At 46.1% G+C, this 15,538-nt stretch carries 16 protein-coding genes and 1 riboswitch; all 16 genes read left to right on the top strand.

Features of this window, described 5'->3' with window-relative positions:
- The first annotated feature begins 42 nt into the window (after positions 1-42).
- Positions 43-1,581, top strand: coding sequence for a VanW family protein (locus C0979_RS06365; protein ID WP_242962657.1), 1,539 nt, complete (start codon positions 43-45; stop codon positions 1,579-1,581).
- A gap of 13 nt (positions 1,582-1,594) precedes the next feature.
- Positions 1,595-2,491, top strand: coding sequence for an AIR synthase-related protein (locus tag C0979_RS06360; protein ID WP_101695183.1), 897 nt, complete (start codon positions 1,595-1,597; stop codon positions 2,489-2,491).
- Positions 2,492-2,577: 86 nt separating this feature from the next.
- Positions 2,578-3,072: a tRNA (cytidine(34)-2'-O)-methyltransferase gene (locus C0979_RS06355; protein WP_101695182.1), complete on the top strand. Its 495-nt coding sequence runs from the start codon at positions 2,578-2,580 to the stop codon at positions 3,070-3,072.
- Between the two features lie 164 nt (positions 3,073-3,236).
- Complete coding sequence (locus C0979_RS06350) at positions 3,237-3,545, top strand: hypothetical protein (protein WP_101695181.1); 309 nt, start codon at positions 3,237-3,239, stop codon at positions 3,543-3,545.
- A 33-nt stretch (positions 3,546-3,578) separates the two neighbouring features.
- Positions 3,579-5,603 (top strand): V-type ATP synthase subunit I, encoded by a 2,025-nt coding sequence (locus C0979_RS06345; protein WP_101695180.1) that lies wholly within the window; start codon positions 3,579-3,581, stop codon positions 5,601-5,603.
- Between the two features lie 38 nt (positions 5,604-5,641).
- Positions 5,642-6,127 (top strand): V-type ATP synthase subunit K, encoded by a 486-nt coding sequence (locus C0979_RS06340; protein ID WP_101695179.1) that lies wholly within the window; start codon positions 5,642-5,644, stop codon positions 6,125-6,127.
- A gap of 31 nt (positions 6,128-6,158) precedes the next feature.
- On the top strand, positions 6,159-6,752 hold the full coding sequence (locus tag C0979_RS06335) for a V-type ATP synthase subunit E (protein ID WP_101695178.1): 594 nt from the start codon (positions 6,159-6,161) through the stop codon (positions 6,750-6,752).
- A gap of 9 nt (positions 6,753-6,761) precedes the next feature.
- On the top strand, positions 6,762-7,730 hold the full coding sequence (locus C0979_RS06330) for a V0D/AC39 family V-type ATPase subunit (protein WP_101695177.1): 969 nt from the start codon (positions 6,762-6,764) through the stop codon (positions 7,728-7,730).
- Positions 7,723-8,043, top strand: a complete 321-nt coding sequence (locus C0979_RS06325) for a V-type ATP synthase subunit F (protein WP_101695176.1) — start codon at positions 7,723-7,725, stop codon at positions 8,041-8,043. Before C0979_RS06330 ends, C0979_RS06325 begins: the two co-directional genes overlap by 8 nt.
- Before the next feature lie 51 nt (positions 8,044-8,094).
- Positions 8,095-9,864: a V-type ATP synthase subunit A gene (locus C0979_RS06320; RefSeq protein WP_101695175.1), complete on the top strand. Its 1,770-nt coding sequence runs from the start codon at positions 8,095-8,097 to the stop codon at positions 9,862-9,864.
- A 2-nt stretch (positions 9,865-9,866) separates the two neighbouring features.
- Positions 9,867-11,240: a V-type ATP synthase subunit B gene (locus tag C0979_RS06315; protein WP_101695174.1), complete on the top strand. Its 1,374-nt coding sequence runs from the start codon at positions 9,867-9,869 to the stop codon at positions 11,238-11,240.
- 174 nt (positions 11,241-11,414) lie between these two features.
- Positions 11,415-12,074, top strand: coding sequence for a V-type ATP synthase subunit D (locus C0979_RS06310; RefSeq protein ID WP_101695173.1), 660 nt, complete (start codon positions 11,415-11,417; stop codon positions 12,072-12,074).
- Between the two features lie 98 nt (positions 12,075-12,172).
- Positions 12,173-12,697, top strand: a complete 525-nt coding sequence (locus C0979_RS06305) for a methylated-DNA--[protein]-cysteine S-methyltransferase (RefSeq protein WP_101695172.1) — start codon at positions 12,173-12,175, stop codon at positions 12,695-12,697.
- A gap of 48 nt (positions 12,698-12,745) precedes the next feature.
- Positions 12,746-13,114, top strand: coding sequence for a hypothetical protein (locus tag C0979_RS06300; RefSeq protein WP_101695171.1), 369 nt, complete (start codon positions 12,746-12,748; stop codon positions 13,112-13,114).
- A gap of 202 nt (positions 13,115-13,316) precedes the next feature.
- A complete protein-coding gene (locus C0979_RS06295; protein WP_101695170.1) occupies positions 13,317-13,814 on the top strand; it encodes a shikimate kinase in 498 nt (165 codons plus the stop codon).
- 139 nt (positions 13,815-13,953) lie between these two features.
- Positions 13,954-15,246 (top strand): UDP-N-acetylglucosamine 1-carboxyvinyltransferase, encoded by a 1,293-nt coding sequence (locus C0979_RS06290; protein ID WP_101695169.1) that lies wholly within the window; start codon positions 13,954-13,956, stop codon positions 15,244-15,246.
- A gap of 143 nt (positions 15,247-15,389) precedes the next feature.
- Positions 15,390-15,488, top strand: a riboswitch (SAM riboswitch).
- Positions 15,489-15,538: the final 50 nt, after the last annotated feature.

Genomic DNA, 15,538 nt, shown 5'->3' with positions numbered 1-15,538 from the left:
AAAAGAAAGATAAAGCACAAGAGTACGAGCCGGAAGCTAGAGATGAAACGGCGTAAACGGCGGCTGCTTGTTCTGAAGCTGACAGCGTTAGGGGCTGCAGTGGCGGCGATTGTTATAATGGCTGCCATGTATCGCTATGTGTCAAGGTATTCGGAAAAGGAAGTGGGATCGAATATTTATATCGGCAGTGTGAATGTTTCCGGAATGAATCAAAAGGAAGTGAAAGAGGCGCTGAAGAAGCATTTGGCGGAGGATCAGCAGGAGAAGGTGACGCTGAAAGTCGAAGATCAATCCGTGGAAACTTCCTGGGGAGAATTGGGTCTTAAGTATAAAGATCTCGACAAGCAGGTCCAGCATGCGGTGGAGTATGGCAGCAAAGGAAGCTTGTGGAGCAGGTTCTGGAACATTCGAAGGCTGGAGAAAGAAAAGAAGGTATTAGAAGAAGTCCTGGAGTTGGATGATAAGATGGCTAAAGCAGTGATCAAGGAACAGGCAATCCCTCTTAGTACGCATGCGGTGGATGCGGCGCTTACGAAAAAGGGAGAGACGCTGGAAATTCAGCCGGAGAAAACAGGCAGGACGATAGACATTAAGAAGTCCATCGCTCAGATGGAGTCTTATTTAAACAACGAGTGGATACATAAAAAAACCTCGGTTGAACTGGTGCTGAAAGAAGAATTTCCGAAGGTAATGGCAAAAGATTTGAAAGACGTCAAAGATGAACTGGGCAGCTTTTCTACCGATGCCGGAGGCGGGCAGCGCTGGCAGAATCTTAAAAATGGTGTAGACCGTTTAAATGGAACGGTTTTGATGCCGGGAGAAGAGATTTCCGTATATCAGGAGACCGGACCTTATGATGCGGAGCATGGCTATGTAGAAGCGGGTTCCTATGAGAACGGACAGGTGGTAGATTCTTTTGGCGGAGGAATCTGTCAGGTATCGACTACCCTTTATAATGCAGTGCTTCTTGCAGAGCTGGAAGTGGTAGAACGCCACCCGCATTCTATGCTGGTTAATTATGTAGAACCGTCCAGAGATGCGGCGATTGCGACCGGGCTTTTGGACTTTCGGTTTAAGAATAATTACGATGCGCCAGTTTGCATTCTGGCGGAGATTGACGCGGCAAATCAGATGAAATTTGTTATTTACGGAAAGGATACCAGAGAAAAAGGAAGAACAATCAAGTTTGAAAGCGAGACGCTGACAACGGCGGAGGCGGGAAGTGTCTATCAGGAAAATCCGCAGGCGCCGCTTGGAAGCATGAAATACAGTGGAAGTCCTCATACAGGTAAAACGGCACAGCTGTGGAAGGTGATCTATAAGGATGGACAGGAAGTCAGCCGTGAGGTGATCAATCAGAGTACATACGCAAGAAGTGATCAGGTGGTCGAAGTGGGAACAGCGTCCGAAAATGCAGCGGCATCTGCACTGGTAAGGGAAGCTCTTGTAACACAGGATCAGGCGAAGATTGCAGCGGCGATCACTCAGGCACAGGCTATGGGAAGCCAAAGTGCGGGCGGAGCATCGAACCAGAACCAGGAAGACGCAAGTGGCGCAGCAGCGACAGGATCTGCGCAGTGACAGGAGGAAGAGGATGAAAAAAGAGATACAAGGAAGAAAAATTGTAACTGACACGGCGGTAGCATATGGGCAGTCCAAGAATACTGGACTGTATGCCCTGGCTGCCGCCGTCAATACATTATGGGCAGAAGGGGTGACGGACATCAGCGTGAAAGCGTCAGTATGTGTGCCGCCCTATGTGTACAAGTCCCGGCGAAATGGGATGATGAAGCTTTTGCAGGAGACGTGTCAGGAGTATGGGATTTGCTTAGAAGAGGAAGAAGGCATAACGGCAGCGGTGGTAACCGTACCGGAAGTGATTGTGACGGGAACCGGAATTACAGATGAAGGAAGCAGACCGGAGATTTTGCCAGGATGGGGAATTGTGCAGACTGGATGGCTTGGGATGAGTGGGATGCTTCAGGCAGCAGAAGAACGGAAGCAGGAGCTTAGCGGCTGGTTTTCACCGTCTTTTATGAAACAAATTTTGTCCTATCAGAAGGAACTCTTTGCAAAGAGCGTGTTGGAAGCGGCGGGATTATTGAAGACGAAAGAAGGGGAAAAGGTATCTTTCGTTAGACAGATTGGATCAGGCGGGATCCTTGCAGCACTTTGGAATCTTTCTAAAGAAACAAAATTAGGACTCGATATGAATATGAAAGCGTTTTCTATTTTGCAGGAGACGGTGGAAGTGTGTGAGTATTTTCGCCTGAATCCGTATCAGTTATCGTCTGTGGGAAGTTTTTTGATAGTTTCTGAAGACGCAGAAGGACTGGCGGAGCAGATTCTTGCGGCGGGAGGAAAAGCAAACGTCATTGGATCGCTTACGGACAGCCATGATAAGCTGATTCATAATGGAGAAGAGATTCGATATCTGGATCGTCCGGCCCCTGATGAGCTTTGGAAGATTTATCAGACAGATCTGGTGTAAAAGAGTATAGGAAAAAGAGTATAAGAATATAAAAAGAGTGTATAACTGTTAGGGATTCACAAAAGATAAAAAGAGGAGGAATTAATATGCTGAACATTGTGTTATACGAGCCGGAGATTCCGGCAAATACTGGAAATATCGGGCGCACCTGCGTGGCGACCAATACCCGTCTTCATCTGATCGAGCCTCTGGGATTTCGGCTGGATGAAAAAAGCCTGAAACGGGCAGGCATGGATTACTGGAAAGATCTGAATGTACAGACGTATATTGATTATAACGATTTTTTGGAACGAAATCCGGGTGCGAAGATTTATATGGCGACGACAAAGGCGCAGAAGGTGTATACGGAAGTGGAGTATGAGCCGGACTGCTATATTATGTTTGGAAAAGAGAGTGCCGGTATTCCGGAAGAGATTCTGGTTCATCACAAGGATACGTGTGTGCGGATTCCGATGATGGGGGAGATCCGTTCTCTGAATCTTGGAAATTCCGTTGCGGTTGTTCTCTATGAAGCTCTTCGGCAGAATGAATTTGCAGGGATGAATTTGGAGGGGCATCTCCATGAACTGAATTGGGAATAGAACCCCTATTTATAATAAGAAGAAATTGTGAGATTATTCAATTAATTATATGTGCAACACGCGGCTGAAACTATAAAGAAACAATAAATTTCTAGACTTTTTGGAAAAAGCATATTATAATTCTAACTACAGATACTTTCAACAACAAGAGAGGTGGTGAACAAATGGTAGAAGAAACCATTAAAACCATCAAGGAGACGGAAAATGAAGCTGAAGAAATGATAAAAAAAGCGGATGCACAGTGTACCGATATCCTTGAACAGGCATCTGTGGAAGCCATGGGATTGAAAGAACAGGCGGAAATGGATGCAAAAGCAAAGGCGGAAGAGGCGCTTGCGGCGGCAAAAGAAGCTGCAGACCACCTGGCGAAGCAAAAAGCGGTGGAAGTGGAGCAAGAGATTGCAGCAATGCGGGACGCAGCGCTTGGGAAAGAAAAAGAAGCAGTCCAGGCGGTAATGCAGGCTCTCGTCTGAAGAAGGCTGAACAGGTAAAGGAGGGATGTGGCTATGGCAGTATTGCAGATGCAACGAATAAGTATCTGCGCGCTGAAAAAAGACCGTAAGGCTATCTTGGAAAAGATACAGGCTCTGGGAATCATGGAGATGAACCAGATCGCCGATGTGGACGACGGCTTTGAGAAGATGGACACTATGGAAGCCAAAGTAAGCTTTGAAAGAAAAGCGCAGTTGGCAGAATCGGCATTGACGGTTTTGGAAACGTATGAACCGGAAAAGAAGTCGATGTTGTCCTCGCTGGAAGGCAAAAAACTTGTCGAAAAAGATGCGTTTAATCAGGTGGTTTCCGAACGGGACACTGTGATTGAAACGGCAGATTTGCTGGTGACATATAGTAAAGAGATAGCAGAGAAAAAAGCTGGTATTTTGAAACTGGAGAACCAGATCGAGTCGCTTAGTCCGTGGCTTGCACTTGATGTACCGATGGATGCGAAAGGTACGAAGAAAGTGGCAATGCTTTTGGGAACTATGCCGGGCGGAACAACCCTGGAATCTGTATATGAGCAGATTGCAGCGAAAGCTCCGGAGATAGAAGCTGTGGATGTGCAGATCATCAGCAGTGACAGAGATGCGGCCTATCTGGCTGTTTTTTGTTTAAGGCAGGAAGAAGCACAGGTTGAGGAAGTCTTACGAAGCGGTGGATTTTCCAGACCAGCTCAGAGTGTCGGAATGATTCCGGAAGAGGCGAAAGAAAGTCTTGAGGAAGAGATTCAAAAGCTAAAGTCGGAGATTGCAGATACGGAAGATGCGATCCGGGGCTATAAAGAGGACCGGGAGAAGCTGAAAGTGATCAGCGATTACTATCGCATCCGGGCAGAAAAGTATGAGGTGCTTGGTACGCTTCCACAGTCGCAGCGAACGTTTGTGATCAGTGGTTATGTGCCGGCAAAGGCCGTACCGGCGATTCAGAAAGCGATTGGAGATCGGTATGACTGCGCAGTAGATGTAGAAGATTTAAAGGAAGATGAAGAACCGCCAACGTTATTAAAGAACAATAGTTTTTCATCAAGTGTGGAAAGTGTGGTTGCTTCCTATGGTCTGCCGCACAAAGGTGAATTTGACCCGACGACGATTATGTCATTCTTTTATGTGTTTTTCTTTGGAATGATGTTGTCTGATGCGGCTTATGGCGCGATTATTGCAATCGGCTGTCTGATTGCATTAAAGAAATTCCCGCGGATGAGCAAGGGGATGCATGAATCTTTGAAAATGTTCATGTTTTGCGGAGTCTCCACCATGGTGTGGGGCATTCTGTTCGGCGGATATTTCGGCGATGTGGTGGATGTTGTGTCTAAGACATTTTTCGGACATCCGGTAACAATCAAGCCGTTGTGGTTTGCACCGCTTAATGATCCAATGAAGCTTTTGATTTATTCAATGGCATTCGGTGTGATTCACTTGTTTGTAGGTCTGGGAATCAAAGGATATATGGAAATTAAGGCAGGAAAGATTCTGGATTTCTTCTGCGATGTAGTTCTTTGGTATGCATTTCTGATCGGACTTTTGTTAATGCTGATTCCGTCAGAGATTTTTGCATCCATCGCGCAGGCGCAGATTACATTCCCACCAGCGGTCAATGTGGCGGCAAAGGTACTGGCAATCGGCGGAGCGGTTGGACTTTTGTTGATGTCAGGAAGGGCGAACAAGAATCCGGCGTTAAGACTTGCGTTAGGAGCGTATGATATTTATAACATTACGGGATGGTTAAGTGATGTGCTGTCTTATTCTCGTTTGCTGGCGCTGGGGCTGGCAACCGGAGTTATTGCATCCGTTGTTAATCAGATGGGAAGTATGCTTGGAAAGAGTGTGGCAGGCGTGATCTTGTTCATCGTGGTATTTATTATCGGTCATGCAATGAATCTGGCAATTAACCTGCTGGGCGCATATGTCCACACCAACCGTCTTCAGTTTGTGGAATTCTTTGGAAAATTCTACGAAGGCGGTGGAAAACCATTCGAGCCATTTGAATCTGATACAAAATACGTAACCATTCAGGAAAGCGAAAATGCAGAATAAAGCTTTAGAAACAACATGTTTAAGGAGGAAAACATATTATGAGTATTTGGGATAATTTAGGTCTTGTATATGCATTATTAGGTGCAGCAATAGCAGTATTTCTTGCAGGAGCAGGATCTGCAATCGGTGTAGGAATCGCAGGTCAGGCGGCAGCAGGCGTTGTAACAGAGGATCCAAGTAAGTTCGCAAAGGTTTTGATTATGCAGCTTCTGCCTGGTACACAGGGGATCTACGGTCTGCTGGTTGGATTCTTGACACTTTCTAAAATTGGTCTTCTTGGCGGCGGCGCAGCACAGATTGATCCGCAGACAGGACTTCTGATTTTAGCTGCATGTCTTCCGATTGGTATTGTGGGTCTTATTTCCGGAAAGCATCAGGGAAAGACTTCCGCAGCGGCAATCGGCATCGTTGCTAAGAAACCGGATCAGTTCGGTAAAGCAATGCTGTTCCCTGCAATGGTTGAGACATATGCAATCCTGGCGCTCCTGATTTCTATTCTGTCTGTAACAGCAATTCAGGTTTAAAAATCAGGAAAAGAAAAGGAGTGCGAGGGCTATGACTGGATTAGATAAGATGAAAAGTCAGATCCTGAATGAAGCGAAGGCCGCGGCGGATGGAAAGGTTGCGGAAGCTAAAAGGCAGGCGGAAGAAATGATAAACCTCGCCAAGGAAGAGGCCGAAAAGAAGCGCGAAAGCATTTCCAGAAAATCGGAAGCAGATGTGCAGCGTTATCAGGAACGGACGGCATCGTCCATTGATTTACAGAGACGGACGAAACTTCTTGCGGCAAAGCAGGAAGTGATTGCAGAAGTTCTTGACAAGGCATATGAGAAACTTTCCGGCATGGAAGAGGAAGAATATTTTGCCATGCTGCTGAAAATTCTTGTAAGGTACATGCTGCCGGAGGATGGGGAAATTTTCTTTTCTGCAAAGGATCTGCAGAGAATGCCTTCCGGGTATGAAGAACAGATACAGAAGGCGGCACGTGAAAACGGCGGCACGCTGACACTGTCCAAAGTGGGAAGGTCGATTGAAAATGGCTTCGTTCTTGCCTATGGCGGAATTGAAGAGAACTGTACGCTAAGAGCAATGCTCGATGCGAAGAAAGACGAACTGTCCGATATGGTACATCGATTATTATTTTTGTAGGAGGCGCCCATGAGTGAAGAATATACCTATGCGGTCGCACGAATCAGGGCTCTGGAAGTTTCTCTGTTCTCCAATAGTACCATCGATCAGCTGATTGCCTGCCAGGATTACAGGCAGTGTCTCCAGTTTCTGGAAGAAAAGGGCTGGGGAGACAGTGAGACAGCCGGAAATGCGGAAGCTATACTGACCAGAGAAGAAGAGAAAATCTGGGAAGTGGTACAGGAGTTGTCCATTGGAATGGAAAACTTTGATGTATTGTCCTATCCGAAACTGTTTCACAATCTGAAGGCGGCAATTAAGGCGGTGTGTACGCAGGAGAAGAACCGGCATATTTTCTATGAGGATGTCAAGATCCCCGGAAAAGAGATGCTGGAAATTATACAGGAGAAGAACTTCGGCAAGCTTCCGGCGCAGATGCAGCATGCAGCGGAAGAAGCTTATGAGAAACTGCTTCAGACCGGAGACGGTCAGTTGTGCGATGTGATTATCGACAAAGCGGCGCTTGAAGCGGTGTATGAAGCCGGGAAAGTATCCGGGGAGCCGATTATCCGAGACTATGCAGAGTCTACGGTAGCGGTGGCGGATATCAAGATTGCCGTGCGATCACAGAAGACCGCAAAATCAATAGAATTTATGCAGCGGGCGATGGCGGAATGTGACAGCATCAGCGTAGATCAGCTTTCAAAAGCCGCTCTTAGCGGGATGGATGCAATCTGTGACTACCTGCGCGGAACAGCCTATGTAGAAGGAGCGGAAGCGTTGGCGGAATCAGCATCTGCATTTGAGCGCTGGTGTGACAACCGTATTATTGAGACGATTAGTCCGCAGAAATACAATGCATTTACGATAGGGCCGGTCATTGCCTATGTAATTGCAAGACAGAACGAGATTAAAACGGTACGGATCATCCTTTCTGGTAAACAAAACGATTTACCGGAAGAGTCCATCCGGGAAAGGGTAAGGGAGATGTATGTATAGGATAGCAGTCATTGGGGATTATGACAGCATCTACGGCTTCGCTGCTCTGGGGCTTGATACGTTTCCGGTAACTGCCCATGAAGAAGCCGCAGAATTGCTTCATAGGCTTGCGGCGGAAGGATATGGAATTATTTATATTACAGAAGCCTGGATGGCGGAATTGAAACAAGAAGCAGCAAAGTATCAGGATCAGGTGATACCGGCAATCATTCAGATACCGGGAATCGCAGGAAATACCGGCGCAGGAATTGCAGGCGTTAAGAAGTCTGTAGAAGTGGCAGTCGGCTCTGATATTCTGTTTGGTGATGACTAAGCCGAAAGATGGCATAAGAAAATAAAAAGTAAGGAGTGTGATTTGTCCGTTATGAGTAGTACAGGTACAATTAAAAAAGTAGCAGGACCGCTGGTAATTGCGTCCGGAATGCGCGACGCGAACATGTCCGACGTTGTACGTGTCAGCGACAAACGTCTGATCGGAGAGATCATTGAGATGCACGGTGACGAGGCGTCTATTCAGGTATATGAAGAGACATCAGGACTGGGACCGGGAGAACCGGTGGAATCCACTGGGGCGCCAATGTCCGTAGAGCTGGGACCAGGCCTTATCACAAGCATTTATGATGGAATTCAGCGTCCGCTTGACGATATTATGAAGATTTCAGGAAATAACCTGCAGCGTGGAGTTGAGGTTGCATCTCTGAAGCGAGATAAAAAATGGGAATTTGTTCCGGTGGCAAAGGTTGGAGATGAAGTAGAAGCAGGAGATGTGCTTGGTACCGTTCAGGAAACCGCTGTTGTGGAACAGAAAATTATGGTACCGTACGGTGTGGCTGGTACGGTGAAGGAACTCAAAGCCGGTGAATTTACGGTAGAAGAAGTGGTGGCAGTCGTTTCCACAAAAGATGGGGACAAAGAATTGACGATGATGCAGAAATGGCCGGTTCGTAAAGGCCGTCCATATGTGAAGAAGTTGCCGCTTGATGCGCCTCTTGTAACGGGACAGCGTGTCGTTGATACCTTCTTCCCGATTGCAAAGGGCGGAGTGGCAGCTGTTCCGGGACCGTTCGGAAGTGGTAAGACGGTGATTCAGCATCAGCTTGCAAAATGGGCAGAAGCAGACATCGTGGTTTATATTGGATGCGGAGAACGTGGAAATGAGATGACGGACGTTCTAAATGAATTTCCGGAATTGAAGGATCCAAAAACAGGCCGTTCTTTGATGGAAAGAACGGTGTTGATTGCCAATACTTCAGATATGCCGTTCGCAGCACGTGAGGCGTCTATTTATACAGGTATTACGATTGCAGAATATTTCCGTGATATGGGATATTCCGTAGCGCTTATGGCAGATTCCACCTCTCGATGGGCAGAGGCGCTTAGAGAGATGTCCGGTCGTTTGGAAGAAATGCCTGGTGAGGAAGGTTATCCGGCATACTTAGGCTCTCGTCTGGCAGAATTTTACGAGAGAGCCGGACGTGTGCAGTCTCTTGGAAAAGATGCAAGAGAAGGTTCCTTATCCGTTATCGGAGCGGTATCTCCTCCGGGTGGTGATACTTCAGAACCGGTATCTCAGGCAACGCTTCGAATCGTAAAAGTATTCTGGGGACTGGATTCTGCGTTGGCTTATAAGAGACATTTCCCGGCAATTAACTGGCTGACCAGTTACTCTTTGTATCTTGACAATATGCAGGGCTGGTTTAATAGTGTGGTTGCAGAAGACTGGATGAGCGACCGACAGAGAATGATGAGCCTTTTGACCGAAGAGGCGGCTTTGGAAGAAATCGTTCAGATGGTAGGTATGGATGCATTATCACCGTCTGACCGTCTGAAAATGGAAGCTGCAAGATCGATTCGTGAGGACTTTCTGCATCAGAACTCCTTCCATGAAGTGGATACTTACACCCCGCTTCGGAAACAGTATCTGATGATGAAACTGGTGCTTGCATTCTACGATCAGGCAAATGAAGCGCTTGCGAAAGGTGCATCCATGAAAAAGCTTCTGGTGATGGACGTTAGAGAGAGAATCGGCCGTTACAAGTATACGGCAGTTGAGAATATCGAGACCGAATACGAGAAGATTATGAGTGAGTTAAAAGAAGAAATCGCAGGAACGATCGGGAAGGAGGACTTCTAATCATGCCAAAAGAATATAGAACTATACAGGAAGTTGCCGGACCGCTGATGATGGTAAAAGGTGTCGAAGGCGTTACCTTTGACGAACTGGGAGAGATTGAACTTGCAAGCGGCGAAAAACGCCGCTGTAAGGTGCTGGAAGTGGATGGCGACAGTGTCGTAGTACAGCTTTATGAAAATGCGGCTGGTATCAACTTAAGTAACAGTAAGGTGCGTTTTCTTGGAAGAACCATGGAGCTTGGCGTATCCGGCGATATGCTGGGGCGTGTCTTTGACGGATTGGGACGTCCGATTGACGATGGTCCGGAGATCTTACCAGAGGAAAGAAGAGATATCAACGGACTTCCTATGAATCCGGCGGCACGTGTATATCCAGAGGAGTTTATCCAGACAGGTGTATCTGCGATTGATGGACTGAATACACTGGTACGTGGACAAAAATTGCCGATTTTCTCTTGTTCTGGTCTGCCGCATTCACAGCTTGCTGCGCAGATCGCAAGGCAGGCAAAGGTGCGTGGAACAGATGAGAAATTCGCGGTTGTATTTGCGGCCATGGGTATTACGTTTGAAGAGTCCAACTACTTTATTGAATCCTTTAAAGAGACCGGAGCAATTGATCGAACCGTTCTCTTTATCAACCTGGCAAATGATCCGGCTGTAGAGCGTATTTCCACACCTCGTATGGCGCTGACCGCAGCAGAATATCTGGCGTTTGAAAAAGATATGCACGTATTGGTTATTCTGACGGATATTACCAACTATGCAGATGCGCTCCGTGAGATTTCAGCGGCGAAAAAAGAAGTGCCTGGACGTCGTGGATATCCAGGATATATGTATACAGACCTTGCAACCATGTATGAGAGAGCCGGACGCCAGAAAGGAAAGAACGGAAGTATTACCATGATTCCAATTCTGACCATGCCGGAAGATGATAAGACTCATCCAATCCCGGACCTTACAGGATACATTACAGAGGGACAGGTAATCTTAAGCCGTGAGTTATACCGGAAAGGTTTACAGCCGCCGATCGATGTACTGCCATCCTTGTCACGTCTAAAAGATAAGGGAATCGGCGAAGGAAAGACCAGAGCTGACCATTCCAATACCATGAACCAGCTGTTTGCAGCTTACTCCCGTGGTAAGGACGCCAAAGAATTAATGACCATCCTCGGCGAGGCGGCGTTAACCGAAATTGATTTGAAATACGCTGAGTTTGCAGAAGCATTCGAGAAGGAATATGTATCCCAGGGATACAACACAGACCGTTCTATTGAAGAGACACTAGAAATTGGCTGGAGACTCCTGTCAATGCTTCCTAGAGCAGAGCTGAAACGTATCGACGATAAATTCTTAGATCAATATTATGGAAAGCAATAAGCCATGCGCAGATGTACAGAAACAGCCGTTGCATGCTTGCATGTAAATGGATGTTTCTGTACAGTTGCATAGGGCGATCGCCCGCAGCGAGAAGACGCGAAGCGGCTTCGAGCTGAGCATGGCGTAAGAATTGCATAGGGGCGTAAGCTCCAAGCTCGAAGAAGGAGGGTAAAGATGGCTAAAAAGCAGATTACTCCTACCAGAATGGAATTGACTAGAACCAAGAAAAAACTCGTCACCGCCAGAAGGGGACATAAACTCCTGAAGGATAAGCGAGATGAGTTGATGCGTCAGTTTTTGGATCTGGTGAAGGAGAATATGGCACTTCGCAAAAAAGTAGAGGCCGGAATCCTTTCTGCAAACAAGAATTTTGTCATTGCAAAAGCTGGTATGGATGAAGCGACATTGAATACGGCATTGATGGCGCCGAAGCAGGAGGTCAGTCTTTCTGTGGGACAAAAAAATGTTATGAGTGTTGATATTCCAGTCTTTGAGACAAAGACAAGAACTGCAGACGCAAATGATATCTATTCCTATGGATTTGCATTTACATCAAGTGATTTGGATGGTGCAGTGAAGTCTTTGGCAGATATTTTGCCGGATATGTTGAAGCTTGCAGAGACGGAAAAAGCATGTCAGCTGATGGCGGCGGAAATTGAAAAGACCAGACGCCGTGTGAATGCGTTGGAACATGTGACGATTCCGGAGGCTCAGGAAACGATCAAATATATTACCATGAAGCTGGATGAGAACGAAAGAAGTTCTCAGATTCGACTGATGAAGGTAAAAGATATGATGTTGGAAGAAGCGCATCATTATAGCGAAAGAGCCTGATAAGCGAATAGAAAAAGAAGAGAAAAGATAAAGGGAGAGCTTTGCGCCTAAATGGTGCAAGGCTCTTGTTAAAATGAATGGATGAAAGGGCGAAGACTATGGAGTACGTTAGCAATTATATATCACCCCTTGGCAAGATGCTGCTGGCAGCAGATGATAAAGGGCTGACTGGCGCATGGTTTGAGGGGCAGAAGTATTTTGCCCGTGGTTTAGGCAGCGAATATGAGGAGTGTAAGCTTCCTCTTTTTAAAGATGTGAAATGCTGGCTGGATCTTTATTTTTCCGGTCAGGAGCCGAAGTTTCAAATTCCAATTCATCTGATTGGAACAAGTTTTCAGCAGGAAGTGTGGGAGCTCCTTTGCGAAATTCCTTATGGAGAAACGAGGACATATGGAGAAATAGCGGCAAAGCTCGCGAAAAGACGAGGGATTGTCAGCATGTCGGCGCAGGCGGTAGGCGGTGCAGTTGGGCATAATCCGATCCCTGTGATTGTTCCGTGTCACAGAGTCTTGGGAGCTGGGGGAAGCTTGACCGGTTATGTCGGAGGCGTTGAAAGAAAACGGAAGCTGTTGGAGTTAGAAGGCGTATTAAGCGAAGCAGTGCAAAGTGACCGAAGAGGATAGAGATGCATATACTAACATTGAGCAGTATTGTCGGGAGTGTGGCTATAAATGGAAGAACGGTTGCCTTATTATATGGTGTATCCTATGCCGCTTATGTATGACGATGAGAAAAAGAACCGCAGGGATTATGAGTATATGAAGAGCTTGTATCCTAAGACTGCAAAGCGTCTGCTTCCATACGTGGAAGAGGAGTGTGACCGCCTGGAATATACGGCGAGTATGATGTATGATGAATGCCCGGATCTTCTGCAGCTTCGTCTTTTGTGCAGGCGGATTGGGAAGCGGGTGCAGGAAGAGGAAGAACTGGATGAAATCTGGGAGGAGGAACAGCTTGAAGATCTGATTCAGGTAATGACCTATCAGGAATTGTGCAGGAGAAGGCAGGAAGAACGCGCACGAAGAAAGAAATATTTCTGACAAAAGAAGGGAAAAATAATCGCTGTTTTGTGAGCGATTATTTTTTTCGTTGCCTTTTTCGTGATTATGAACAACGATTACCGCTATTTAATTGTAAATGTTTCCTTGCGGTGTCTTGCGGCATATGATAGAATATATAGACGGTTCAGCGGGGAATATCAGGCTGGCTGGGCTGTAATTTTACAAAAGGGGAGGCATCTATATGGATAATATTGTATTTATCGGAATGCCGGCAGTTGGTAAAAGTACAGTGGGAGTAATCGTTGCAAAACGGCTGGGGTATCATTTTGTCGATACCGATATTCTGATTCAGGAAGAAGAAAAAATGCTGTTGAAAGATATTATCGCCGAGCGGGGAATTGAAGGATTTCTCGAAGTAGAGGATCGGGTGAATGCAGAACTTGACGTGCATCATGCAGTAATTTCGCCCGGAGGCAGTGTGGTATATTGTGAGAATGCAATGAGACATTACAAAGAAATCGGAACGATTGTATATCTTCAGGCATCTTATGATACAATAAATAGAAGAATACAAAACGCGAAGAACCGGGGAGTTGTGCTTAGAGACGGACAGACCTTGAAAGATCTGTACGATGAGAGAGTGCAGTTGTTTGAAAAATATGCAGATATTACGATCTGTGAAGATGGCTTGCGATTGGAAGATACGATTCAGAAAGTGCTGGACGTATTGCATACATAAAGAATATTGGATTGGTATTGGAACTGGTAAAATATTACGGATTAGTTACATAAATGTAAAAAATATTTTACAAATATGGATTCTATGATATAATAATCTAGAATATGATTGGAAATTAGAGCAAATATTGAGGTGCAATATGGAACAATATATTATAAAAGGCGGTCATCCGCTGGTAGGAGAAGTGGAGATCGGCGGTGCAAAGAATGCGGCACTTGCAATTCTTGCAGCAGCAATTATGACAGATGAGACAGTAACCATTGACAATCTTCCGGATGTAAATGATATCAATGTGCTTTTGGATGCCATTGCCGGAATCGGAGCAAACGTCTATCGGGTTGACAGACATACTGTCAAAATTAATGGAAAAAGCATTACTGATGTTGACATCGAGTATGATTATATAAAGAAAATTCGGGCGTCCTATTATCTTTTGGGAGCGCTTCTTGGAAAATATAAACGTGCAGAGGTAGCGCTTCCGGGAGGATGCAATATTGGAAGCAGACCGATTGACCAGCATTTGAAGGGATTTCGGGCGCTCGGCGCGGAAGTGGATATTGAGCATGGAAAGATTATGGCAGAGGCAGAGCGCCTGACTGGAAAGCATATCTACTTTGACGTGGTAAGTGTTGGAGCAACGATCAATGTGATGATGGCTGCAACGATGGCAGAAGGGATTACAATTCTGGAGAACGTTGCGAAAGAGCCTCATGTTGTTGACGTGGCAAACTTCCTGAACAGTATGGGAGCCAACATCAGAGGAGCAGGAACGGACGTAATTAAGATCCGTGGAGTACAGCGCCTTCATGGAACGGAGTATTCTGTGATTCCGGACCAGATCGAGGCGGGAACATTTATGTTTGCGGCTGCGGCAACGAAGGGTGACGTAACCGTATTAAATGTGATTCCAAAGCATTTGGAAGCAACGATTGCCAAATTGGTAGAGATTGGCTGTGAAGTAGAAGAATTTGACGACGCAGTACGCGTGGTTTCTAAAGGGGATCTGACCAGTACCCATGTAAAGACATTGCCATATCCTGGCTTCCCAACGGATATGCAGCCTCAGATTGGTGTGACGCTGGCACTTTGTAAGGGAACCAGCACGATTACCGAGAGTATTTTTGAAAATCGTTTCAAATATCTGGATGAGCTTGCTCGGATGGGAGCAAATGTGAAGGTTGAGAGCAATTCTGCTACCATTGAAGGCGTGGAGAAGTTCTCAGGAGCAAGAGTGAGCGCGCCGGATCTGCGTGCGGGAGCAGCGCTTTGCATTGCCGGACTTGCAACGGATGGAATTACAATCGTAGATGACATCGTGTATATTCAGAGAGGATATGAGCGGTTTGAAGAGAAGCTTCGCGGTCTTGGCGGCGTGATCGAAAAGGTTGAGACAGAACGGGATATTCAGAAGTTCAAACTGAAGGTTAGTTAGTAGACTTTCCGGTTGGTTGCGGAAGGTTAGTTAGATTTTCCGATTGATTAGGGAAATAGGTATTGACAATACGAATAAAAGCGTGTAGAGTCTTAGGCGTACATATACAAGATGTACGGGAGACGAATCATAAATAAGACTTTCTCTTATTCAGAGCAGTGGAGATACAAAGGATCTGAGAAACTGCGGCAACCCCATGTTGTGGAAGGTGCCAACCTGAGCGAGTAATCGAACAATAAGAGGATTGATTTATAGAGAATATAAAGCAGTCCGCTTAAGCGGACTGTTTTTT

The sequence above is a fragment of the Dorea phocaeensis genome (genome assembly GCF_900240315.1).
GTDB lineage: Bacteria > Bacillota > Clostridia > Lachnospirales > Lachnospiraceae > Dorea_B > Dorea_B phocaeensis.
This window is presented reverse-complemented; position numbering and strand designations above follow the sequence as displayed.

Bases quoted from the DNA above. Each gene is read 5' to 3' on its own strand.
- C0979_RS06365 (WP_242962657.1), top strand. From the start codon at position 43: ATGAAACGGCGTAAACGGCGGCTGCTTGTTCTGAAGCTGACAGCGTTA.
- C0979_RS06360 (WP_101695183.1), top strand. From the start codon at position 1,595: ATGAAAAAAGAGATACAAGGAAGAAAAATTGTAACTGACACGGCGGTA.
- C0979_RS06355 (WP_101695182.1), top strand. From the start codon at position 2,578: ATGCTGAACATTGTGTTATACGAGCCGGAGATTCCGGCAAATACTGGA.
- C0979_RS06350 (WP_101695181.1), top strand. From the start codon at position 3,237: ATGGTAGAAGAAACCATTAAAACCATCAAGGAGACGGAAAATGAAGCT.
- C0979_RS06345 (WP_101695180.1), top strand. From the start codon at position 3,579: ATGGCAGTATTGCAGATGCAACGAATAAGTATCTGCGCGCTGAAAAAA.
- C0979_RS06340 (WP_101695179.1), top strand. From the start codon at position 5,642: ATGAGTATTTGGGATAATTTAGGTCTTGTATATGCATTATTAGGTGCA.
- C0979_RS06335 (WP_101695178.1), top strand. From the start codon at position 6,159: ATGACTGGATTAGATAAGATGAAAAGTCAGATCCTGAATGAAGCGAAG.
- C0979_RS06330 (WP_101695177.1), top strand. From the start codon at position 6,762: ATGAGTGAAGAATATACCTATGCGGTCGCACGAATCAGGGCTCTGGAA.
- C0979_RS06325 (WP_101695176.1), top strand. From the start codon at position 7,723: ATGTATAGGATAGCAGTCATTGGGGATTATGACAGCATCTACGGCTTC.
- C0979_RS06320 (WP_101695175.1), top strand. From the start codon at position 8,095: ATGAGTAGTACAGGTACAATTAAAAAAGTAGCAGGACCGCTGGTAATT.
- C0979_RS06315 (WP_101695174.1), top strand. From the start codon at position 9,867: ATGCCAAAAGAATATAGAACTATACAGGAAGTTGCCGGACCGCTGATG.
- C0979_RS06310 (WP_101695173.1), top strand. From the start codon at position 11,415: ATGGCTAAAAAGCAGATTACTCCTACCAGAATGGAATTGACTAGAACC.
- C0979_RS06305 (WP_101695172.1), top strand. From the start codon at position 12,173: ATGGAGTACGTTAGCAATTATATATCACCCCTTGGCAAGATGCTGCTG.
- C0979_RS06300 (WP_101695171.1), top strand. From the start codon at position 12,746: ATGGAAGAACGGTTGCCTTATTATATGGTGTATCCTATGCCGCTTATG.
- C0979_RS06295 (WP_101695170.1), top strand. From the start codon at position 13,317: ATGGATAATATTGTATTTATCGGAATGCCGGCAGTTGGTAAAAGTACA.
- C0979_RS06290 (WP_101695169.1), top strand. From the start codon at position 13,954: ATGGAACAATATATTATAAAAGGCGGTCATCCGCTGGTAGGAGAAGTG.